At 61.1% G+C, this 21,101-nt stretch carries 26 protein-coding genes; 7 read left to right on the forward strand and 19 right to left on the reverse strand.

Annotated features, from left to right (window positions below):
- Positions 1 to 12 precede the first annotated feature (12 nt).
- The 3 genes from NKI66_RS03515 to NKI66_RS03525 are packed head-to-tail and all read right to left on the reverse strand — an operon-like array spanning position 13 to position 2,333.
- Positions 13 to 861, reverse strand: coding sequence for a transporter substrate-binding domain-containing protein (locus tag NKI66_RS03515; protein WP_352750932.1), 849 nt, complete (start codon positions 859 to 861; stop codon positions 13 to 15).
- A 51-nt stretch (positions 862 to 912) separates the two neighbouring features.
- Positions 913 to 1,635 carry an ABC transporter permease gene (locus tag NKI66_RS03520; protein ID WP_352750935.1) on the reverse strand — a complete coding sequence of 241 codons (723 nt, stop codon included), beginning with the start codon at positions 1,633 to 1,635 and terminating at the stop codon, positions 913 to 915.
- A gap of 38 nt (positions 1,636 to 1,673) precedes the next feature.
- Positions 1,674 to 2,333 carry an ABC transporter permease subunit gene (locus tag NKI66_RS03525; RefSeq protein WP_352750938.1) on the reverse strand — a complete coding sequence of 220 codons (660 nt, stop codon included), beginning with the start codon at positions 2,331 to 2,333 and terminating at the stop codon, positions 1,674 to 1,676.
- Between the two features lie 272 nt (positions 2,334 to 2,605).
- On the opposite strand from NKI66_RS03525, the gene NKI66_RS03530 reads away from it, so the two are divergent.
- Complete coding sequence (locus NKI66_RS03530) at positions 2,606 to 3,523, forward strand: LysR family transcriptional regulator (RefSeq protein WP_352750941.1); 918 nt, start codon at positions 2,606 to 2,608, stop codon at positions 3,521 to 3,523.
- Between the two features lie 200 nt (positions 3,524 to 3,723).
- On the opposite strand, the gene NKI66_RS03535 is transcribed toward NKI66_RS03530, so the two are convergent.
- Positions 3,724 to 4,818 (reverse strand): site-specific integrase, encoded by a 1,095-nt coding sequence (locus NKI66_RS03535; RefSeq protein ID WP_352750944.1) that lies wholly within the window; start codon positions 4,816 to 4,818, stop codon positions 3,724 to 3,726.
- Positions 4,819 to 4,946: 128 nt separating this feature from the next.
- On the opposite strand from NKI66_RS03535, the gene dusA reads away from it, so the two are divergent.
- Entirely contained in the window at positions 4,947 to 5,942 is a 996-nt protein-coding gene (gene dusA / locus NKI66_RS03540; protein ID WP_352750946.1) for a tRNA dihydrouridine(20/20a) synthase DusA, read from the forward strand.
- A 10-nt stretch (positions 5,943 to 5,952) separates the two neighbouring features.
- Here dusA and NKI66_RS03545 read toward each other — a convergent pair whose 3' ends face one another.
- Together NKI66_RS03545 and NKI66_RS03550 are read right to left on the reverse strand one after the other, a co-directional pair.
- A complete protein-coding gene (locus NKI66_RS03545) occupies positions 5,953 to 6,657 on the reverse strand; it encodes a TIGR02281 family clan AA aspartic protease (RefSeq protein ID WP_023813938.1) in 705 nt (234 codons plus the stop codon).
- A 7-nt stretch (positions 6,658 to 6,664) separates the two neighbouring features.
- Complete coding sequence (locus NKI66_RS03550) at positions 6,665 to 6,898, reverse strand: DUF1289 domain-containing protein (RefSeq protein WP_352442418.1); 234 nt, start codon at positions 6,896 to 6,898, stop codon at positions 6,665 to 6,667.
- A 197-nt stretch (positions 6,899 to 7,095) separates the two neighbouring features.
- On the opposite strand from NKI66_RS03550, the gene NKI66_RS03555 reads away from it, so the two are divergent.
- Entirely contained in the window at positions 7,096 to 8,094 is a 999-nt protein-coding gene (locus NKI66_RS03555; protein ID WP_023813940.1) for a nicotinate-nucleotide--dimethylbenzimidazole phosphoribosyltransferase, read from the forward strand.
- Between the two features lie 12 nt (positions 8,095 to 8,106).
- On the opposite strand, the gene NKI66_RS03560 is transcribed toward NKI66_RS03555, so the two are convergent.
- Together NKI66_RS03560 and NKI66_RS03565 are read right to left on the reverse strand one after the other, a co-directional pair.
- Positions 8,107 to 8,505, reverse strand: a complete 399-nt coding sequence (locus tag NKI66_RS03560) for a GNAT family N-acetyltransferase (RefSeq protein ID WP_352750948.1) — start codon at positions 8,503 to 8,505, stop codon at positions 8,107 to 8,109.
- A gap of 181 nt (positions 8,506 to 8,686) precedes the next feature.
- On the reverse strand, positions 8,687 to 10,207 hold the full coding sequence (locus NKI66_RS03565; RefSeq protein ID WP_352721515.1) for a sensor histidine kinase: 1,521 nt from the start codon (positions 10,205 to 10,207) through the stop codon (positions 8,687 to 8,689).
- A 75-nt stretch (positions 10,208 to 10,282) separates the two neighbouring features.
- Between NKI66_RS03565 and NKI66_RS03570 the strand changes: the two genes are divergently transcribed.
- From NKI66_RS03570 to NKI66_RS03585, 4 genes are all read left to right on the forward strand, one after another.
- The gene (locus NKI66_RS03570) at positions 10,283 to 10,903 is read left to right on the forward strand and encodes a thermonuclease family protein (protein ID WP_023813943.1); all 621 of its coding nucleotides are present in this window, start codon (positions 10,283 to 10,285) and stop codon (positions 10,901 to 10,903) included.
- A gap of 43 nt (positions 10,904 to 10,946) precedes the next feature.
- Positions 10,947 to 11,558: a glutathione S-transferase gene (locus NKI66_RS03575; RefSeq protein ID WP_352750951.1), complete on the forward strand. Its 612-nt coding sequence runs from the start codon at positions 10,947 to 10,949 to the stop codon at positions 11,556 to 11,558.
- Positions 11,498 to 12,178 (forward strand): uracil-DNA glycosylase family protein, encoded by a 681-nt coding sequence (locus tag NKI66_RS03580; RefSeq protein ID WP_352721571.1) that lies wholly within the window; start codon positions 11,498 to 11,500, stop codon positions 12,176 to 12,178. The genes NKI66_RS03575 and NKI66_RS03580 overlap by 61 nt, the downstream gene beginning before the upstream one ends.
- Before the next feature lie 109 nt (positions 12,179 to 12,287).
- Entirely contained in the window at positions 12,288 to 12,779 is a 492-nt protein-coding gene (locus NKI66_RS03585) for an Lrp/AsnC family transcriptional regulator (RefSeq protein WP_006205209.1), read from the forward strand.
- A 20-nt stretch (positions 12,780 to 12,799) separates the two neighbouring features.
- On the opposite strand, the gene NKI66_RS03590 is transcribed toward NKI66_RS03585, so the two are convergent.
- The 11 genes from NKI66_RS03590 to NKI66_RS03640 form a co-directional block, all read right to left on the reverse strand.
- Positions 12,800 to 13,369, reverse strand: coding sequence for a DUF3299 domain-containing protein (locus NKI66_RS03590; RefSeq protein ID WP_352721511.1), 570 nt, complete (start codon positions 13,367 to 13,369; stop codon positions 12,800 to 12,802).
- A gap of 170 nt (positions 13,370 to 13,539) precedes the next feature.
- The gene (locus tag NKI66_RS03595) at positions 13,540 to 14,244 is read right to left on the reverse strand and encodes a DNA alkylation repair protein (RefSeq protein ID WP_352721509.1); all 705 of its coding nucleotides are present in this window, start codon (positions 14,242 to 14,244) and stop codon (positions 13,540 to 13,542) included.
- Positions 14,245 to 14,253: 9 nt separating this feature from the next.
- Complete coding sequence (locus NKI66_RS03600) at positions 14,254 to 15,123, reverse strand: NAD(P)-dependent oxidoreductase (RefSeq protein WP_352552222.1); 870 nt, start codon at positions 15,121 to 15,123, stop codon at positions 14,254 to 14,256.
- Between the two features lie 106 nt (positions 15,124 to 15,229).
- Positions 15,230 to 16,051, reverse strand: coding sequence for an ABC transporter permease (locus NKI66_RS03605; RefSeq protein ID WP_352721507.1), 822 nt, complete (start codon positions 16,049 to 16,051; stop codon positions 15,230 to 15,232).
- Positions 16,048 to 16,767 carry an ABC transporter permease gene (locus NKI66_RS03610; protein WP_352552218.1) on the reverse strand — a complete coding sequence of 240 codons (720 nt, stop codon included), beginning with the start codon at positions 16,765 to 16,767 and terminating at the stop codon, positions 16,048 to 16,050. The genes NKI66_RS03605 and NKI66_RS03610 overlap by 4 nt, the downstream gene beginning before the upstream one ends.
- An 80-nt stretch (positions 16,768 to 16,847) precedes the next feature.
- Positions 16,848 to 17,633, reverse strand: a complete 786-nt coding sequence (locus NKI66_RS03615) for an ABC transporter substrate-binding protein (RefSeq protein ID WP_023813951.1) — start codon at positions 17,631 to 17,633, stop codon at positions 16,848 to 16,850.
- Between the two features lie 157 nt (positions 17,634 to 17,790).
- Complete coding sequence (gene mobB / locus NKI66_RS03620) at positions 17,791 to 18,300, reverse strand: molybdopterin-guanine dinucleotide biosynthesis protein B (protein ID WP_023813952.1); 510 nt, start codon at positions 18,298 to 18,300, stop codon at positions 17,791 to 17,793.
- A complete protein-coding gene (gene mobA / locus NKI66_RS03625; protein ID WP_023813953.1) occupies positions 18,297 to 18,923 on the reverse strand; it encodes a molybdenum cofactor guanylyltransferase MobA in 627 nt (208 codons plus the stop codon). Before mobA ends, mobB begins: the two co-directional genes overlap by 4 nt.
- 55 nt (positions 18,924 to 18,978) lie before the next feature.
- Positions 18,979 to 19,899, reverse strand: coding sequence for a DMT family transporter (locus tag NKI66_RS03630; protein ID WP_023813954.1), 921 nt, complete (start codon positions 19,897 to 19,899; stop codon positions 18,979 to 18,981).
- A gap of 225 nt (positions 19,900 to 20,124) precedes the next feature.
- Positions 20,125 to 20,484 (reverse strand): hypothetical protein, encoded by a 360-nt coding sequence (locus NKI66_RS03635; RefSeq protein WP_023813955.1) that lies wholly within the window; start codon positions 20,482 to 20,484, stop codon positions 20,125 to 20,127.
- A gap of 120 nt (positions 20,485 to 20,604) precedes the next feature.
- Positions 20,605 to 21,078, reverse strand: a complete 474-nt coding sequence (locus NKI66_RS03640) for a hypothetical protein (protein WP_023813956.1) — start codon at positions 21,076 to 21,078, stop codon at positions 20,605 to 20,607.
- Between the last annotated feature and the right edge of the window lie 23 nt (positions 21,079 to 21,101).

A 21,101-nucleotide genomic window follows, 5' to 3' on the forward strand; every position in this document is an offset into this window, starting at 1 on the left:
GTCGGTTGCCGCCTATTGCGAGAGGGCCGGTGAGATATCGCTCTTGAACCATTTCAGGCTCAGCGCCTTGATCGTTCCATCCTTGGTGGCCGCGTCGATGGCCGCGTTGAACTTGGCGAGCAACTCCGTATCGTCTTTGCGCAGACCTGCGCCAACGCCCGGCCCCCAGAGCCCGCCATTCAGTTCAGGGCCGAAAAACACCACATCCGAGCCGGAAGGCGTCTCCAGAAAATCCCGCCAGGTGAAATAGTCGGCGAGACCGCCGTCGATGCGACCCGCGGCAAGATCGAGCTTCATGTTGTCCTGGCTGTCATAACTGCGGATGGTCACGACATCGCCCAGGATTTCCTTCACGACGGCTTCCGAATTCGACGAGCGCAGGGCCCCGATCGCCCTGCCGGCGAGTGTCGATCTGAGGCGTTCGATGGTCGCCTTCTCTTTGTCCCCGATCGTCGAGAGGTTGACCTTTTCCTTGGTGTCGCCGGCGTCGAGACCCAGGTCCTTGCGCACCACGAACTGGTTGAAGCCGGTGGCGTAGGGGATCGAGAACGCGATGGACTGCTTGCGTTTTTCCGTGATCGCCATGCCGGACATGATCACGTCGAACTTGCCGACAAGCAGTGCCGGGATGATCCCGTCCCAATCCTGCGGAACGAAGGTACATTTGATCGCGATGCGACGACACAGCTCCTGTCCAACATCGATATCGTAGCCGTAGAGTTGACCGTTCGCGTCGGTGCCGTCCCAAGGCGGCGAGGCACCTTCAGTGGCAATCGATATGACGCGCCCGCTTTCGGCGCCGGCGGGGAATGCCGACATCAGGGATGCGATAGAAAAAGCAATAGCCAGGGGTATGCGCATGATGCACCTCTTCGTTGGTTTGGATGGAACGGGAGCTCAGAACCTGCGGCGTCAGGGCAGGGGCGTCGTGATCTCTGGGTCAGGTAGGGCTGAGCGCACTCGCGCCTTTCGTCGACGCACCGGATGGCCGTCGGTCGAAAGCCATCGCTCCAGCAACTGGATCGCTTTCACCGCGATCGAGGTAAGAGAAAGGTAGATCGCTCCAGCGACGATGAAGATCTCGTACGGCGCGAACGTAGTCGACACCATCTGTCTCGCCATGCCGGTGATCTCAAGCAGCGTCACGGTGCTCGCGACCGACGAGCCCTTGATCATCCCGACGATCTCGTTGCCGTAGGCCGGGAGCGATATCCGGAAAGCGATCGGGAAGGTGATTAGGCGAGCGATCTGGAAGCGTTTCAAGCCGAGAGACGTGGCCGCCTCGGTGACGCCCTTCGGCACGGACTGGAGACCACGGCACAGGATCTCGGTGGTGTGTGCCGCGCTGTTCAGCGAAAATGTCAGAAGGGCGCACCAGAATGGATCCCGCAGGATCACCCAGAAGATGCTGGCTCGCACCGCCTCGATCTGAGCGAGGCCGTAGTAGAGCAGGAAGAGCTGGACGAGCATCGGCGTTCCGCGGATGACATAGGTATATGCCAGCACCGCGAGCGAGAGGCCGGGACGTCCATACGCGCGGATGAAGGCCAGCGGCACCGATAGAAGAAATCCGGCCGTCAGCGACAGGACCGTCAGGGTCAAGGTGAGGCCAATGCCCGAAGGCAGGACAACCATGCGTCAAACATCAAGCCGAGGTTCATGGTCGCTCCCTCTTACCGGCCGAGGGCTGGATAGCGTCGCTCAGCCAGCCGGATCGACAGCAGCGTGACGGTGGTCAGCGAGAGGTAGAGAGCGGCGGCCGCAAGGTAGAAGGTCAATGGTGCGCGTAAGGATCCGGCCCCTACATACGCGACGCGCATGATATCGGTCAGACCGACAATCGAGACCAGGGCGGTGTCCTTGAAAAGCGAAATCCAGAGATTGCCATAGGCCGGCAGCGCCAGCCGCAGCATCTGCGGTCCGATGATGAACACCCAGCGCTGCCAGGTGTTCAGCCCAAGCGACTTTGCCGCTTCGGCTTGACCCGCTGGCACCGCCGCAATCGCGCCGCGAAACACTTCGGTCGCATAGCCGCTGAAGACGACCGAGAGCGCGATAACGCCTGCGGTGAATGCGTTCACCTCCACGTACCGGCCGGCGATCTTGCTGGCGAGGGTCGTTCCGCCGAAGTAGATGAGCAGGATAATGAGAAGTTCTGGTACACCACGGACAACCGTCGTGTAGGCCGTCACGACGCTGTTGAGGCGCGGCTGTGCCGTGCCCTTCGAAATGGCCAGAAACAGCCCGAATGCCGTACCCAGGCAGCCGCTGACAAGAGCCAGGCTTATGGTCACGGTGAGTGCGACAACAAACTGAGCAGTAAAACCACCCATGGGGCGCGTTCCTTGGCTCGCAATACCGCGAGATACGACGGTCCGTGTCACTCAGACCAAGTCGTATAACCCAAGGTTGCGAATTGTTATATTGGTAATTTGGAGTTAATTGGAGATATTGCCCAATTCTAACGCTTGAAATTACACACTCAATCTATAATTTTTATTATTTTATCTATAACGCACCGTTATATACTGAAGCGGTTCGTTGCTCCCCAGGTTAGCGGTATCTGCTTCCCGGGTGGGCGTTATCAGGGAAAGGAGCGCAGGGAATGGAGTTGCTGCAGAGCGACCTGAAGCTCCGTCAACTGAAGGTCTTCCGAGAAGTGTTGCGGGCCGGTTCGACAAGGCGAGCGGCGGCAGCGCTCGGGATAAGCCAGCCCGCCGTCAGTCAACATGTGAAGCAGCTCGAGACCACGCTCGGCATCACACTCTTCAAGAGATCAGCCAACCGGATCTTCCCCTTGCAGGAAGCCTGGGAACTCCTACGAAACGTAGAACTCGCCCTGACGTCCCTAGATCGGTTGGAAGCATCGATCTTCGCTATGAAGAACGAGGAAAAGCAACGGATTGCCATTGCCGCGCCTTCTGTCTTCGGTTTCGTGACCTTGCCCAAGGTTGTGGCGATTATCCACTCAAGAACCGCTTCGAATGTTCGGTCGATTTCGGGAAGCTACGAGCAGATCGGCGAGCACATCCTGGCCGGGCGTGCCGAACTCGGAATCTCGAGGCTGCCGCTGGATCCAAGTCTGTTTGATTGGGCGCCGCTTGGATCAGCGCGCAACGTGTGCATTTTCCATCCCGATCATCGGTTCTCAAAACAGACCTGTATTGAGGCCCAAGACCTGGCAGGCGAAACGATCGTCGATATCGATCCCCAATTCGCCGCTCACCAAATGAACTTCAATGCCTTGCGCTTCGCCGGCGTTGAGCCGAACATACTGGTGGAATTCGATTGCAACGGTCACGAAGCCGGATACGTTTCGGCTGGCCTAGGCATTTCGATCACTAACGAGATCATCGTGCGCGAGTACGCGGCGTTTAACCTGGGAATAAAGCCAGTGGAACCATCCGCGCTGTATCACTACGTGGCGATTTGGCAGAAGGGCAGGACCTTTTCCAACGCACTGAATGTGTCGCTCGAGGCGATCATCGCTGCCTTTTCCACGGAGCTGCCTACGAGAGGTTGATAGGTATTCCTCGGTAAGCGTCGATTTATTGGTAGTCGGCTAGGCTACCATTGCAACTCGGATTGTGTGCAGGGTTTCCGGCTGAGTTGCGTATATCACCGCAACATCTTCCAATCCTTGCGACCCGTGACAACATCGCTCAATCCATCCTGGATTCGTCGTTGTCCTCCTAGCAACGCCGGATGTCTGGCAAGGTGGTATTAGCCGATTGCTTGCCGCAACTCCGTATTTGGCGGTGTCTGTTGAAGCCTCGCCGCGATCACATGAAGATGCTCCGGCCTCAAATGGGTATAGCGGCGGAGCATCTTCCAATCCTTGTGCCCGGTGACCATCGCGACCTGCTCGATGGTGAAGCCAGCTTCGAACAGGCGGCTTGTACCTTCGTGACGCAGGTCGTGGAAGTGCAGGTCCTCGATCTTCAATTCATGACACGCACGTCGGAAGGCGGTTCCGGTCGACTTCCCATTGTAGGGAAAGATGCGTCCCTTTCCCTCAGTGGAGAAACGCTGCTCTTCGAGGATCGCGCGGGCGTCGTAACCACTCACATCGAGGAGCGGGATACGCATGTGATTGCCCTTCTTGTGGCGTGGGTCCTTGCGATCTCGTATCAGCAGGGTGTTGTTGCGGTCGTTGAGGTCCTCCCAGGTGGCGTTGCAGATTTCCCCGAGCCGCATGGCGGTTGAGATCGCAAAGCGAATGATCTTATCGACGGGGATAATCTGGAAGTTGTTTCCTCTGAAGTATCGGATCAGGGCCTCTATCTCCTCAAGCGTCGGTCGCCGATCGCGCTCGTTGCCCTTGCCAACAAGACCCAAGCGGGTGAGGGCGACACGACCAAGCTCCACCGGCTCCGCTGAATAAGGCAGTCCATGCACAGCCGCGCCGTGCACCAGCAATGTCCGGACGTATCCGATGTCTATTCCAACGGTGACAGGTCCGGCGCCTTCCTCGGCTCGTTCCTTGCCGAACTTGATGACCTGTTCGCGATTAAGATCGGCGATGTTGAGCCTTCCGAGCCTGGCTCGTAGCAGGTCCAGGCTGAATGCCTTCGAACGCCCGATCACCTTGCCAACTTCCGTCATATCCGCGATATGCAGGTCGATCAGGTCGGAAACCGTTTTGATCCCGTCCTTGTGCTTGGGAGCAGGCTTCTGACCCAGGTCGATTTCTCGCTCAATTCGGCGCGCCCACATCTCGGCGTCCTTGCGGAGCGAGAAGCTGGTGGTGAGGTAGTGGCCCTTGCAGCGAACCTGCACACGCCACTTGCCGGAAGCCAACTTGTTGATGGATGCCATGGGTGGTCTCTTTTTCGTGCACGCTGTGTGCACAGGGAGGAGTACAAAATGCGAAAACTGACGGATATCATGTCGTACAAACGGCGAACGTGTGCACGTTTTAAGGCCCTGAAAATACGAGAAAAAGCGTGATAAATCAAGCTCATAGGATTTCCGTTGCGCCTATGATGGACTGGACGGACCGGCATTGCCGGTTCTTCCACCGCCAGTTGACGAGCCATGCACTGCTTTACACCGAGATGGTGGTGGCCGACGCGGTCATTCACGGCGCGCGCGAGCGGCTGCTCGGCTTCGATGCGACGGAACATCCGGTCGCGCTGCAGCTCGGCGGCTCTGATCGTGAAAAGCTCGCCGAGGCTGCCCGCATCGGCGAGGCTTTTGGCTATGACGAGATCAACCTCAATGTCGGCTGTCCGTCGGACCGCGTTCAGTCGGGCACGTTCGGCGCCTGCCTGATGAAGGTGCCGGACCTCGTCGCCGGCTGCGTCGCAGCGATGAAGGCGGCGGTGACAATTCCCGTCACCGTCAAATGCCGCATCGGCGTCGACGAGCAGGACCCGGAACCAGCCCTCGATGCGCTGGCGGATGGGGTTTTCGATGCCGGCGCCGACGCGTTGTGGGTGCATGCACGCAAGGCGTGGCTGGAAGGGCTGAGTCCCAAGGAAAACCGAGACATCCCGCCGCTCGATTACAGCAGAGTCTATCGACTGAAGGCAAAAAAGAACAACAAATTCATAGGCATAAATGGTGGAATTCAGTCGATTGAAGAGGCCCAGGCGCATCTCGGTCACGTCGACGGCGCCATGCTTGGCCGCGCCGCCTACCACACGCCCGGCATTCTGGCCGGCGTCGATGCCGCTTTCTACGGCGTCCAGTCCGAGCCGTTCGATTTTGCCGCGCTGATCGATACCATGGCGGACTATGCGGCACGCCATATCGAGCAGGGTGGCCGGCTTGGCCATGTCACCCGCCATATGGTCGGACTGTTCCATGGCCTGCCCGGTGCGCGCCGCTACCGGCAGATCCTGTCCACCGACGCGACAAAACCCGGCGCCGGCCCGGACGTGCTGAAGACGGCTTTCGCGGCCGTCGAGTTCGGTGGAGCAGCAGCCGAAGCGGCTTGAGTTTTGGGGATCAATCCCTGAGGATCATGCGGTCGCCGCGCACGTCAAAACCCGACAATGAACCGATGAAGTTCATGCCGAGCAGGCTCTGGCTGAGCATGCCGGGTGCGGCGATCATCACCGACATATCCCTGCGCATGATGCCGCCGATCGCAATCTGATCGGTTTTCACGGCCGCGGCGCGTGCCATGCCGTTAGCGGTCGAAACCGGTATGGTGTAGTTGAGCGCGGCCGGATTGAATCCGGCGGCCTGCGCATCCTGTGACGTCAGCACGGTGCTGGTTGCACCCGTATCCACCACGGCCCGGACCGGGTTGCCGTTGACCAGGATGCGCGCTTCGAAATGGCCGTTGTCGGCCTTGTCGAGCGTCACCGTGGCGTGACCGTCTTCGACGCCGAGCGCAAGCGGGCTGCCGGGAACAAGGCCCGCGGTCACCCGGCTGGCGACATCCTGCAACTCATAGCGATATTGGTAGCCAGCGATCAGCGCGAGTGCGATCGCCGCCCAGGCGCCGAGGTTGCGGGCCATGGCGCCCAGGGGCCGGCCCGAGCGAAGCAGGCCGGCGCCGACAAGGGCGCCAAAGGCGCCGAGCCAGATCAGTCGGCTGAAATCGTTGTTCTCGACGCCGAGCGTGCTGCCGGCGGAATCGTTGAGCATGAGCAGGACTGCTCCCACCCCGATCGCGGCCATCAAGATCCAGAACAACCGGCTCATCCGCACCTCACGATAGCGCGTCGCGTTCGCGCGTCATGCGGGTGCGGCGCGTTTCCCGGCGCGGCCGGCGCTCGACCGTTTCCAGCCGGGCCGGCAATTGCGCCATGACGCTGCGGCGCGTTTCCGTCGTCATCCCGATCCAGGCGCCGATTTCCTCGCGCGTGCGGCCGCAACCGAAACAGAAGCCGGTTTTCATGTCGATCGAACAGACCAGGATGCACGGGGATTCGATGACCGTCATGACTTTCTCTTGGGCTTCCATCCGGAATCCCTTGTTCCACCTCCACATGGTGCAACGGCAAAGCCAATGCAAGCCCTCGCGATTGCGCCCTTCGGGGCCGGCTTTGCGTCAAATGCAGGCCCATCATCCCGGAGGTTGTGCCAACCTCGCAAGGCGGCTATGCCGCTCACCAACTCCAGGGAATGATCGACAACAAGATGACCAGCGCACTGCCTTTCGACGATTTTCGCAACCTGTTGGCCAATCTGCCGACGGCCGACACGGCAGCCGAGACCCGCGTGCGCATGCTGTTTGCCAAGGCCGACAAACCAGGCAATTCGCTTGGCCGTATCGAGGACATCGCCGCGTGGCTGGCAGCCTGGAGCGGGCGGGCCCCGCCCGCGGTGACAAGACCGCTGATGGCGGTCTTTGCCGGCAATCACGGCGTCACGCGCCACGGCATTTCGCCACGGCCGGTGGCGGCGACCGCCAATGCGGTCGAGCTTTGCGCCGCCGGAGGTGCCGCGATCAACCAGATCTGCATCGCCAACGATCTCGGACTGAAGGTCTTCGATCTCGCCCTGCACGTCCCGACCGCCGACATCACCGAGGATGCTGCGCTCGACGAGCGTGGCTGTGCCGCCACCATGGCCTTCGGCATGGAAGCGATCGCCGGCGGCACCGACCTTTTGTGTCTCGGCGATCTCGGCGTCGGCAACTCCACCGTCGCCGCCACCCTGTTTGCGGCGCTGTTCGGGGGCAGGGGCGCCGACTGGGTCGGCGCGGGGTCGGGGGCCGATGCGGCCATGCAGGCACGCAAGGCCGACGTGGTCGATGCTGCGCTGGCTTTTCATGACGGCCATCTCGGCGACCCGCTCGAGGCGCTGCGCCGGGTCGGCGGCCGTGAATTCGCAGCAATCGCCGGCGCCATCCTTGCCGCGCGCATGCAGAAAATCCCGCTGCTGCTCGACGGATTGGCCGCCACGGCAGCCGCAGCGGTACTGCATGGCGTCAATCCCACCGCGCTCGATCATTGCCTGCTGGCCAGCCTGTCGCCAGAGCCTGCGCATGCACGCGCCGCCCAACGGCTCGGCCTGCGCCCGTTGCTCGATTTGGGCATCAGCCATGGCGAAGGGGCAGGGGCCGCCCTTGCCGCGGGGCTGGTCAAGGCCGCCGCGCTGACCAGTTCGGGCATGGCTGCGGCAGTACGCGGCTAGAGTCTTGAGGTATTAGCGCCGGAGATTGGGAATGCGATAGACGACAGCGTTGTATTTTGGGTTGGAGCGGCCGCCGACTATTACGCCTCCAAGGCGTTCCGCTATTCTTCTGCTGGCCACGTTCCTTTCGGCAACCGGATATTCGAAGCAGTCCGGTTCAAGTGCCTCGGAGGCCCACTCCGCGACAGCAGCAATTGCCTCTTGGCCAATGCCGTTTCCTTGAGCGTCTTCCCTGATCCAGATCCCGAGTTCGGGACACACGGTCTTCGCTGCATGAAGGCCGACAAGTCCCAGACAGCGATCGTCCGCCAATGCACGCACAACAAAGTGCAAATCCGATCCGTCCTGGATTGGCGTCAGCCAGGATCGCCATACTTTGGCAAGGCCGCCAGTGATCGAGGTGGTTCCCACTGCATGAAACGGGTGATGGCGGGAGTGATGGCGAAAAAGAGGTCTTCAGCGTCGTCGGCTGTAAACAGCCTCAAGCGAAGGCGGTCCGAGTGGATCTCTATGCCAACGACGTGCCAATCACCTTCTGCCATCGTGGGGCGCCGTCCTTCTTGCTGGCCATCGACACAGTTCGCCGCGACGCTTACCGTCGTCGAGCCGCCACCGCCGCGGTCGGCAGTGCTGGCAGTTCCTCCATCACCCGGCTCAGTGGGAAGATGGCGATCGCCTCGGTGCCTTCGCGCAGCTTGGAATGAAGCTCGAACTCGCCGCCATGCATGGCGAGCAGCCCTTGCACGATCGGCAGGCCAAGCCCGGTGCCTTGCTCGGCGCTCTTGATCGCGATCGAGCCCTGGCCGAAGGCGGAAAGCACGATCGGGATCTCGTCTTCCGGTATGCCCGGACCGTCGTCCTTGATCGAAATGTATTGTCCGCCGCCCGCCGTCCAACCAACGCGGACACGGATTTCACCGCCGGTGGCGGTGAACTTGATGGCATTCGACAGAAGGTTGAGCGTGATCTGTCGCACCGCACGCTCATCAGCGAAAAGGCGCGGCAGTTCGTGCTCGAAATCCTGGACGACCCGGATATCCTTGTTGCGCGCCCTCAACTCCATCATGTGACAGCAGTCCTCGACGATACCAAGCAGCATTACCGGTTCTTCGTTGAGCTGGTAGCGGCCGGCCTCGATGCGCGACAGGTCGAGGATCTCGTTGATCAGATCGAGCAGATGCTGGCCGGATTCGTGCACGTCATGCGCGTAGTCGCGATAGGTGGGATTGCTCATCGGCCCCAGCACCTCGTTCGACATCACCTCGGAAAAACCGAGAATGGCGTTGAGCGGCGTGCGCAATTCGTGGCTCATCGAAGCGAGGAACCGCGATTTCGCCAGATTGGCGTCCTCGGCCCGCCGCCGCGCCTCGTCCGACATCGATTTCGCCGTCTCCAGTTCGGCGATCAGCGCATCCTTTTCGGAGCGGAACGACAACATCATCAGGGACGAGTGGTTGAGATGCCGGGCCACATAGGCGAAGAACGGCAGCGACATGACCAGCAGCGCGGCCATGATCGCCTCGACCGGCATCCATAGCTTGGCGCCGGCATAAGCGTAGAGCGCCACGGGAACGGCAAAGGTGGCCAACAGTGCCCCGCGCAGAGACGAGGTCATCACCGCGGTCGCCGCCATGGCGAACAACAGCACCACGGCCTTGACGATGTGGAACGGATCGACCTCGCAGACGCTGCAGCCAAGCCACACAAACCATGCCCAGCCGAGACCGCACAGGAAATGGCCGATCAGGAATTCTCGTCGTGCTTGCGAAGGGTTGAGCTCGGAAGCTTCCGTGCGCTCGATGCGCCGCGCCATGAAGGCAACGATGGTGTAGCAGGTCAGGGTGAACAGCGCCCAGAGCCCGATCTCGTTGCCGATTCCGGCCAGCCGGCCGGCCGCCGCGATCGCCAGAACAAGAAGCGGGATGGCGATGGCGCCGCTGGTCATCGCGCGGGCATGCAGCTTCAACAGTTCGCGATCGAAATCGGGATTGCCGGCCTGCTGCGAAAGACGGTCACGCGTCTTGCGCACCGCGCGCGCCACATCGCTGTTGCGATGAGGTTTCCTGCGGTCCACAATGAACTTGTCCGCTGTGTTCGAGCGTTGCAAGGGCATCAAAACTTCAATTTATGCGAGCAGCGGTTTCCAAGTGTTAAGCTACGTTCGAATGATTAACCAACCGTTTGCCATATGAGCCGCTCGTGGTCGCCAAGACCGCGCCGGCGATACGTTGCGCGCCCCAGAAGCCTGTGGCGCCGGCTGGTGGATTACGGGCTTGCCGTCATCATCCTCGGACTGCTGATCCTGCTGGCGGCCCGCCTCGACCGGGTGGAGACACGCAAAACGCAAGGCGTGGCAATCATCAACGACGGCGATTCGATCACGCTTGGCACCGAGCGTATCCGCATGCGCGGCATCGATGCTCCGGAATATACGCAGACCTGCCGCAAGAACGGCGCGGACTATTCCTGCGGCACGCTTGCGCGTCAGTCGCTCGTTCGCCTGATCGCCGGCAAGCCCGTCTCTTGTACCGGCTGGCAGCGTGATCGTTATGGCCGGCTGCTCGGCGACTGCACCGCCGGCGGCAAGAATCTCAACCGCGCGCAGGTCGAGGCGGGCTGGGCGGTTGCCTATGGTGACTTCGAGAGCGAGGAAGCCATCGCCCGCGCGGGAAAGGCCGGCATCTGGGCGGGAACGTTCGATCAGCCGCAAGACTGGCGAGACAGCCATCACGGCGAAGTCGTCGAGAAGAAGCACGGCACGCTGGCGTCGATCGGCGATGCCGTGCGCGAGATTTTTCGCTTCTGGTGATGCACATCCTGGAACTGGAACCGAGAACGAACAGGAGGATGGAATGAAACTCTTCGACGGTGGCCGGGCGCCCAACCCGAGGCGGGTCCGCGTTTTCCTGGCCGAGAAAGGCATCGAAGTTCCACAGGTGCCCATCGACATGGGGGCGCTGGAACACAGGCAACAGGTGGTCGGCTCGCGCAATCCCTTGCTGCGCCTGCCGGTGCTGGAACTCGACGACGGCACCATCATCACGGAATCCGTCGCCATCTGCCGTTATTTCGAGGAACTGCATCTCGAACCGGCCCTGTTCGGGCGTGGCGCACTCGGCAAGGCGCAGGTCGAGATGTGGCAGCGACGGATGGAATTCAATTTGCTCAGCTGCGTCACGCAGGCTTTCCGGCACACCCATCCGGCGATGAAGGAATGGGAAATCCCGCAGTTCCCCGAATGGGGTGAGGCCAATAAGCCGAAGGCCGTGGCGTTCCTCAGGCTTCTGGACGGCGAACTGGGCAGCCGGGAGTTCATCGCCGGTGACAGCTATTCGATCGCCGACATCACCGGCCTGATCGCCGTCGACTTCATGAAGCCGGCACGCATCAAGGTGCCGGATGACTGCGCGAATGTGTTGCGCTGGCATCAGGCCGTCTCCAGCCGGCCGAGCGCATCAGCCTGAGAATGACTGTTGAACTCGAAAACCTCGTCGCCAGGGTCCGCGCCTGCCGTATCTGCGTGGAAAATCCGGCCGGCAAGCCGTTGCCGCATGAGCCACGACCAGTGCTGCGCCCTTCGTCCAGCGCTCGTATCCTGATCGCCAGCCAGGCGCCCGGCACCAAGGTGCATCTGTCGGGCATGCCGTTCACCGACGCCTCCGGCGACCGCCTGCGCAGTTGGCTTGGCGTGACGAGCGACGAATTCTACGACATCGAAAAATTCGCCATCGTCCCGATGGGCTTCTGCTTTCCCGGCCAGGATGCCAAGGGGGGAGATCTGCCGCCGAGGCGCGAATGCGCGGCGGCCTGGCGCGCGCCTTTGATGGCCTCGATGCCACAGATCGATCTGGTGCTGACGATCGGCATCTATGCGCAGTCCTGGCACATGGGTGCGGCGCGCCGGCCCTCCCTGACCGAAACGGTCATGGACTGGCGCTCCATCTGGGAGAATTCCGTCGGTCCGAAAGTGCTGCCGCTGCCGCATCCCTCGTGGCGCAACACCGGCTGGCTGAAGAAGAATTCATGGTTTGAAATGGATTTGCTGCCTTTTCTGCGTTCGGAAATCCGATATCGCCTCGGCTGACCTTACAGCAAGAAATCACTCGCTTTTCCGTCAATTGGCAGAATTTCTTTCTTGTGAAAGGTCGGAATAAGGGGGAGTATAGCCAATCTATTCCCCTGGGGAGCAAAATATGGACCGCCTCGATAGAAAAATTCTCCGTCTTTTGCAGGAGGACGCGACACTCGCGGTCGCCGACGTCGCCAAGAAAGTCGGGCTGTCGACAACACCTTGCTGGCGGCGCATCCAGAAGCTCGAGGAGGAAGGCGTCATCAAGCGGCGCGTTGCCATTCTCGACCATGAAAAGGTCAATGTGCGCGTCACCGTCTTCGTGTCGATCCGCACCAATTCGCACAGCCATGAATGGCTGCGGCGTTTCTCGGAAGTCATCCAGGAGTTTCCCGAGGTGGTCGAGTTCTACCGCATGAGCGGTGACGTCGACTATCTCCTGCGCGTCGTGGTTCCAGACATCGCCGCCTATGACGCCTTCTACAAGCGGCTGATCGCCAAGATCGAAATCCGTGACGTGTCGTCGTCCTTCGCCATGGAGCAGATCAAGTACACGACCGAAATCCCGCTCGACTACATGGTGCTGGACAAGGAATCGGGTGCCAACGCTGCCTGAGCTGCAGCAGGTTGTCCTGCTTAGTTCTTCTTTTTGTTGAGGAAACTCCAGGGCGAGTTGACCGGCAGGGTGACGGTGTCCGGTACGCTGCCGACGGCGACCACGTCTGCCTTGCGGACGCTGTAGCCAGACTGGATGACGCTGACGCCGTCGAGGATGAACAGCTGGCTCTTCTCCATGTCCGGCTTCAGCGCGCCGGTGACCGCGACCGGCTGATAGGCCTCGGACATTTTGTAGGGACGTGCCGGCGTGACCAGCACGATCTGGTTGGGGGGCGGCGTTGGCATGTGGCTGCACGCACCCGTCCACGGCACCAGCAAGAACTGATAGACAAGATCGCCGTCGCGATCGACCGGCAATGCGTAGCCGGCCAACTGAATGCTTTTGTCCTGCAGGTTGACGGACAGCGTCTCGCCATGGTCGGGCAATTTTGCCGCGATCATCGGCAGCCCGACGTTTTCGGCGGCGGATTGCGTAGCCGGACGCAGATCCTTCCAGAATATGTGCGCGGTCTCGGCCGAGGCATCGGTGGCCGCGGACACAAACAATGCCGCTGCGAAGGCCAGGATTGATTTGGGAGGATTGCTCATGGCCGCGTCCCTTTGAAGCTCAAGTAAAGACGCCGCTGTCAACGACGTCAACGCTCCCACCGCATCACATGTCGGCAGCCGCATCACATGTCGGCAGCCGCATCACATGCCGGCAGCCACTTCACATGTCGGCGAGATCCAGACATGCCGGAAAGCGGATTTCCGCGCCGTCAGCCTTTCCTGGCGACGATCCGCGCGAGCGTCTTGGCATTGGACAGCTCCCTTACGGCGTCCTTGCCGATCCAGCGCGCCGTCTTGTCTGCCGACTGCGCCAATCGTTCGGCGACAGCCAGGGCAGCGCCGTGCATGTCCATTGATCGTTTGCCGATCGACCGAAGCGCCCAGTTCACGGCTTTCTTCACGAAATTGCGGCTGTCGTTGGCATGCGTTTCGATGATCGGCAGGAAGGCGAGGAAGGTCGCCCCCGGCTCCTTCTTCCGGTGGACGACAGACCAGGCCATCATCGCGAAGGCCGTGCGCCGAACGAACTCCCGCTCATCGGCCGCGAACTCGGGGATCAGTTCTTTCCAGGCGTCCGTGTCGACAAAGAGGTCGGAGACGCCGTCGACGATGTCCCAGGAGTCGAAGCTGGCCGCCCATCGTCTTGCATCTCCAGCAGAAAACCGTTTCGGGTCAGCCGTGACGGAGGCGATGAACTGCGCCTCCATGATGCCGGTGTCCCATAGCTCGAAGGCGCGCTCGTGGTTGCGTTTGATCTTCCTGGCGATCTGCCGCTGCATGCCGTGCGAGATACCAAGCGCACGGTCGATCTTGATGCCGTAGCGCAACATGCCGAGGCGGTTCTCCTCCGACCCGATAGCGCGAAGATGGGCGACGATTTCCGCGGCTGTGGATTGAGGTGAGAGCTCTGCCACGGCGGAAACCTACTTCTCCAGGCGCGCCAGCAGCGAGGACGTGTCCCAGCGCTTGCCGCCCATCGCCTGCACATCCTTGTAGAACTGGTCGACAAGTGCTGTCACCGGCAGTCTGGCGCCATTGCGATCGGCCTCGGCCAGACAGATGCCGAGATCCTTGCGCATCCAGTCGACGGCGAAGCCGAAATCATATTTGCCGGCATTCATTGTCTTGTGGCGGTTCTCCATCTGCCAGGAGCCGGCGGCACCCTTGGAAATCACCTCGATCACCTTCTCGATGTCGAGTCCGGCCTTCTTGCCGAAATGGATGCCTTCGGCCAGGCCTTGGACGAGGCCGGCTATGGTGATCTGGTTGATCATCTTGGTGAGCTGGCCGGCACCGGCCGACCCCATCAAGCCGACCATGCGGGCAAAAGCGTCGATAACAGGCTTCGCTCTGTCGAAAGCGTCCTGCTCGCCGCCGACCATGACGGTCAGCACGCCGTTCTCGGCGCCGGCCTGGCCGCCCGAGACAGGCGCATCGAGAAACGAAAACCCGCCGGCTTCCGCCGCCGCCGCCAGCTCGCGAGCGACCTCGGCCGAGGCCGTGGTGTTGTCGATGAAGACCGAACCCTTCTTCATCGATTTGAAGGCGCCTTCCGGACCGGTCGTCACCGAACGCAGATCGTCGTCATTGCCGACACAGGAGAAGACAAAATCCTTGCCCTCGGCGGCCTGTGCTGGCGTCGCCGCAAGGCTACCGCCATGCTGGCCAACCCATTGCTCGGCCTTGGCCTTGGTGCGGTTGTAGACGGTGACATCATGGCCACCCTTGTTCTTCAAGTGCCCGGCCATCGGATAGCCCATCACGCCAAGACCGAGAAATGCAACAGATGCCATGAGCTTGCCCTTCAGAAACGGAATTTGCTGCGAAAGCTCTAGGCTCTGCGCTCAATTCGTCAAGACGCGTAGGGCAGGATCGGCTGGTGCAGCTGAATTGAAATAGTCAGCGTTTCAGGTGAACGGTGATCCGGCGCTCGATCCATTCGACGCCATGGCGCAATATCTCGACCATCACCAGATAGACGAGCGCGACCCAGATATAGGCCTGGATGTCGAACGAGTTGGCGAAGGCGAGCTTTGCATTGCCCATCAGATCATAGACCGTGATGATGGCGACGATGGCGGACGCCTTGACCATCAGGATCAGTTCGTTGCCATAGGGCCGCAAGGCGACGATCAAGGCTTGCGGCAGGATGATCTTGCGCAAGGTCTGCAACTTGTGCAGACCAAGCGATGCCGCCCCTTCCCATTGCCCTCTTGGCACGCTCTCGATGGCGCCGCGCAGAATCTCGGCCTGATAGGCGGCGGTGTTGAGCGCAAAGGCAAAGACGCCGCAATTGAACGCGTCCTTGAAAAAGTCCCAGAGGCCGATCGACTGGAGCTCGACCCTGAACGAGCCCAATCCGTAATAGACGAGATAAGTCTGGACCAGCAGCGGCGTGCCGCGGAAGAAATAGACGTAGCAATAGGCGAGGCCGGACAGGATCCGGTTCTTGGACATGCGCCCGTAAGCGACGGGCACCGACAGGATCGCGCCGAGCACCATCGATATGGAAACCAGCGAGAGCGTTACCCCAAGCCCTCGCAAATAGGCTGGCGCATATTTGGCGAAGAACTCAGGGTTCCAGGCAAGGAAGAGATAGCTGACGATGCCAATGCCGAACAAAATCCACAGGCAGACCAGCGCATAACCGGCAATACGCCTGCGCGGCCAGCCGCGCGCCCGGGGCGGGGGCCGTTCGACGATGGTGGCCGTGGCGCTCATCGTTGCGCCTCCCGCCGGCCAAGCGAGCGCAGAATCGCGCTGGTGGCGAAGGACGACAGGACGGCCAGGGCAAGAAAGACCAGGGAGGCGACGCCGAAGAACAGGAAAGCGTGCTTGGTGACGCGGGCGGCAATGCTGGCATTGCGCAGCGTCTCGGCCAGGCCGACGACCGATACCAGGGACGTGTCCTTGAGCAGGCTGAGCCAGCAGTTTTCCAGTCCGGGGAACGCGATGCGCAGCAGTTGCGGCACGATCACCTTGCGCATGGTCAGCCAGTTCGAAAGACCGATGGCATAGCCACCCTCATACTGGCCTTTCGGAATGGCCCGGAAGGCCGACAGGAAAACCTCGCTGGCATAGGACGAGAAGATCAGCGCAAGCACGATCATACCGGCGACAAAGCTGTTGACGTCGATGGTGGTGTCCGGCCGGAAGTACCTGACGAGATGCTGCAGCAGGATCGGCATGCCGAAGAAGAACAGGAAAAGCGTCACCAGCTCCGGCAGGCCGCGAAAGACGGTGGTGTAAATGTTGGCGGCAAGGCGCAACGAGGGTTCTTCGGACTGCTTGGCGAGTGCAATGAAAAAGCCGATCGCCAGGCCGATGGGCAGCGTGGCAAGCGCAAGCGCAATGGTGATCAGTGCGCCATAGGCAATATCGTCAAGCCAGCCTTCGGGTCCCCAACTGAGAAGTGTCCATATGCTCTGGGCTGGCATCGACCGGTCTTATCTCCACGGCATTCCCAAGACGAATAGAAAGACGGCGGGGAAATTCCCCGCCGTCTTGACCGTATTTATCAGGACTCGGCGCCGTAGACGTCGAACTTGAAGTACTTGTCGTTGATTTCCTTGTATTTTCCATTGGCGCGGATGGCGTCGATGGCCGAATTGAGCTTGTTGACCAGGTCGGTCTCGCCCTTGCGCACGGCAATGCCGGCGCCCGGCCCGAAGATCTCGACCGGCTGCGGCGAAGGCTGGCCGAGAATCTTGCAGCAGGCGCCATCAGGCGAATCCAGAAACTGCTGCAGCACGACGATATCGTCCTGGATGGCGTCGAGACGACCATTGGCAAGATCGGCCTGCTCCTCGGGGCTGCTCGGATAACCCTTGACGGTGCTGTCGGTGTAGGTCTTCGAGGCATAGTTGAAATGCGTGGTGGTGGTGGCGACGCCGATGGTTTTGCCGGCGAGATCTTCCTTGGTCACGCCTTTCAACGTCGAGTCTTTCGGCACGGCGAGCGCCGACGGCGTGTTGTAGTATTTGTTCGAGAAGTCGACCTTTTCCTTGCGCTCGGGCGTGATCGACATCGAGGCGACGATGGCGTCAAACTTGCCGGCCTGGAGGGCTGGAATGATGCCGTCCCAATCCTGGGCGACGAAGGTGCACTTGACCTTCATCTCATCGCAAAGCGCCTTGGCGATGTCGATGTCGAAGCCGACGAGCTGGCCATCGGCGGTGAGGTTGTTGAATGGCGGGTAGGCGCCTTCGGTGCCGATCTTCAGGGTCTTTTCCTGGGCCTGAGCTACGCCGAGCGTCAGCAGCGCGGCCGAAGCGGCGAGCGCGATACGCAGTGCAATACGCATGATAGTCCTCTCTTTATGGTCCCGGCCGTCGTTCCGAACGGCTCTGTGGGGCGGTGCTTTTGACCGCCCGCTGGCGCGATACTCCCATTCTTTCCAAGAAAAAAGCAACTGCAAAACCACAAAAATGGGCAAGGCTATTCTGCCGTTGCGTCAGCGCTCAAGCAACGAGCCCAGTGGTGCGCTCGATGAAGTCGGCTATCGATTTTGCATCGTCGAGATCGAATACCGGCAGCAGCTCGCCTTCAATCGCAAAATCGGCGGCGACAGCGACGATGTTGGGATCCTCCGCCGAAAGCGGCGTACGGTCCTTCGCATCCAGCCGGCGGGTTTCGATCTTGTCATGGGCTTCGCGCTTGTAGCCCTCGACCAGCACAAGGTCGCAAGGGGCAAGCCGCGACAGGACAGTCTCCAATGTCGGCTCGTCCTCGCCGCGCAGCTCGTGCATCAGTGCCCAGCGAACGCCGGAGACGATCGCGACTTCGGTGGCGCCAGCCTGCCGGTGGCGAAAACTGTCGGCGCCCGGTTTGTCGATGTCGAAATCATGATGGGCGTGTTTCACCGTCGAGACTTTCCAGCCGCGCCGGACAAGTTCGGTGACCAGCCTTTCGGTCAAAGTCGTCTTGCCGGAATTCTTCCAGCCGGTGATGCCGAAGACGCGTCTGTTCATGGCTTGATGCTCTGCAACAGACGCTCGGCAGACACAAGATCGTCCGGATCGTTGATGTTGAAGAAAGGGTCGACCCCCGCCGATTGCAGAACAGGGAATTCCACCTCGACAAAACCGTGCCGGTCGATGAAAGCCGAAACCCGCCTGATATCCTCGTCGACCAGAAAGTGCCGCAAGGCATCGCGGCAGCCGAGCGGCCAGAGCGCGAAGGTCGGGTGCCGCTTGCCGGCCGAGCAGGCAACGGCAATCGAACCGGGACTTTGATCGGCGGCCGCTGCCAGACGCTCGACAAGGTTCAACGGCAGGAAAGGCGTGTCGCCGGCAGCACTGACGATCGCTTTGCAAGACGTATTGGCCGCGGCCCATTCGAGGCCGGTCAGGATTCCGGCGAGCGGCCCGGCAAAGCCGGGCACGCTGTCGGCAAGCACCGGCAGTCCAAAGCGCAGGAATCGTGCAGGATCGCCATTGGCGCTGAGCGCCAGCGATTCTATTTGCGGGGTGAAGCGCGACACGACCTGGTCAAGCAGGCAGCCATCGCCAAGCGGCAACAGGCTCTTGTCGCCGCCGCCCATCCGTCTCGACTGGCCACCGGCCAGGATGATCCCCGCAATGTCTCGCTTCATGCCACGAAGCCTGTACGCCAGCCGTCGGAAATCACAAGAACCTTCATTGATCTGGCTAGATTCCGTCCGGAACCATGCTCGGCCCCGTGCTTTCGGCGACGATCTTGCGCCGGCCGGCGACCCGCTCGCGGTAGAGCGCATAGAGGCCCGAGCCGATGATGATGGTGGCGCCGACGATCATCGGCGGATCGGGGATATCGGCGAAGATGAACAGGCCAAGCAGGATCGACCAGATCAGGGCCGTATAGCGGAACGGCGCGATGAAGGAGATGTCGCCCGCCCGCATCGCCATGATGATGAACTGGTAGCCGATCAGCACCAGCACCGCCGCCAGGGCCAGCAGGGCTGTGCTGTCCCCCGTCATCGGCGTCCAGCCGCCCATTGCCGGCAACAGCGCCGCACCGACGATGGTCATGGCAAGCGCGGTTGCCGTCGACACCAGCAATGTCGGAATGGCCTTGGGAATTTGCTTGGTGGCGAGATCGCGCACCGCACAACAGGCAACGCTGGCCAGCGCCGCCAGCGAGTAGATGCTGAACCCTTCGAAGCCAGGCCGCACGATGATCAGCACGCCGGCAAATCCGATGGCGATGGCCAGCCAGCGCCGCCAGCCGACAGCCTCGCCAAAGACGAGCGCGGCCCCCATCGTCACCGCCAGTGGCAGCGCCTGCAGCACCGCCGAAACATTGGCGATCGGCAAATGGGCGAGGGCGACGAGAAAACTCACCGTGGCACCGGCCTCGCTGATCACGCGCAGGGCCACCAGAGGCTGCAGCATCGAGCCCGGGCGGGCGAGCGCGCCGCGCTGCCAGGCGAGCAAGCCAACGAAAAGCGAAGCGAAAGCCCCACGGATCAACATGACCTGCGCCATGTTCATCGATTGTGACGAGTATTTGGTGATGGCGTCGTTGAGGCAGAAGCCGGCCATCGCCACCATCATGAACAACGCGCCGCGAATATTTGGTGACAGGGGCAAGACGGCTACCGGTTCTGCTAATGCATGTCGCCCAAAAGTGACCTCGATTTTTGGGAAACGGCATGCATAAGAAACAAAGACCTAAAGCGCGTCACCTGAATCCGTTCAAACGCGACGCGCTTCAGGCAGCAAGCCTGTAACAGCCGGGCATGAAACAGCAATAGCAAAGGGCTGGGCCACAGCCTTGTTTGTGGCCCAGAAGATCACCTGCAATGGCGGCAGAACTTACTTCTTCGGCGTCAGCACCTCGGTGCCATTGCCTTCCTTGCCGGCGATGGTCCACAGACCATGCAGCGAGCCGTCGTCCGTCATCTTGTAGACGACGAGGCCGATATCCTTGCCCATGACATAGCCGGCGGAGAAGGCGTCATCGTTGCGCATGCAGATGCCGTCGGAAGATGAGCCACCGGTTTCCCAATGGATCGCGCAGGTCGTCCCGCTGGTCAGCGTGATGGTGGCTTCGCCGCCATAGGCCGAACCGTCGAAGTTGGTGCCGGCGACCGTATAGGTGCCGCCGATCGACTGCGCCGCGGCGGGCGCGGCCGCGAGACCGAGCAAGGCGAGAGAAAGAATGAGTTTGCGCATGATGTATTCCCCCTGTGAGCGAAGAGCCGCTTCCAGAGAAAGGCTAGGCTGGAACAGACTGGCCGTAAATCCGGCTGCGGTTCGCGAACAAGACTTTTTCTGGGGTGTGGTCCGAAACGTTCATGGTCCCTTGAGACTGCCGGCAATGGCGCCGACCAGCGGGTCGTATTTCGACTTCAGGGCCGGAGGGTAGTCGACCCAGACCGTGCGGATGACGCCATCTCCACCAAACAGGCGCCGCTCGTAAAAGATCTTTCCTTCCTTCAAGCCCGACAGCACTGCCCAGTCCTTTCCGGCCCTGCTGTAGGTCACCTTGTAGCCCGGCTCGTTGCTCGCCTTCTGCGCCGCGACAAAGCCTTTCGGCGTATCGTCGTCGATGTTGAGGATGCCCGAGCAGATCAGGCTGGCACCATCGGCACTCAGCCATTGCTGCCCGTCGCCATTGTCGGGCTCGGGCTGGTGCTCGGTGAAGATTTCCTCGGGAAAGGTGCAGACGGTGCCGAAGCGCTCGTTCACATAGGTGAACGGCGCGGCAATTGCCGTGCTCGCCGCGATCGCAGCGAAAAACGTCCCGAATGAAAAGAACCGCCGCATGTCTTGCCCCGAAGTCGATGACC

This window comes from Mesorhizobium sp. M0518 (genome assembly GCF_040321125.1).
Lineage (GTDB): Bacteria > Pseudomonadota > Alphaproteobacteria > Rhizobiales > Rhizobiaceae > Mesorhizobium.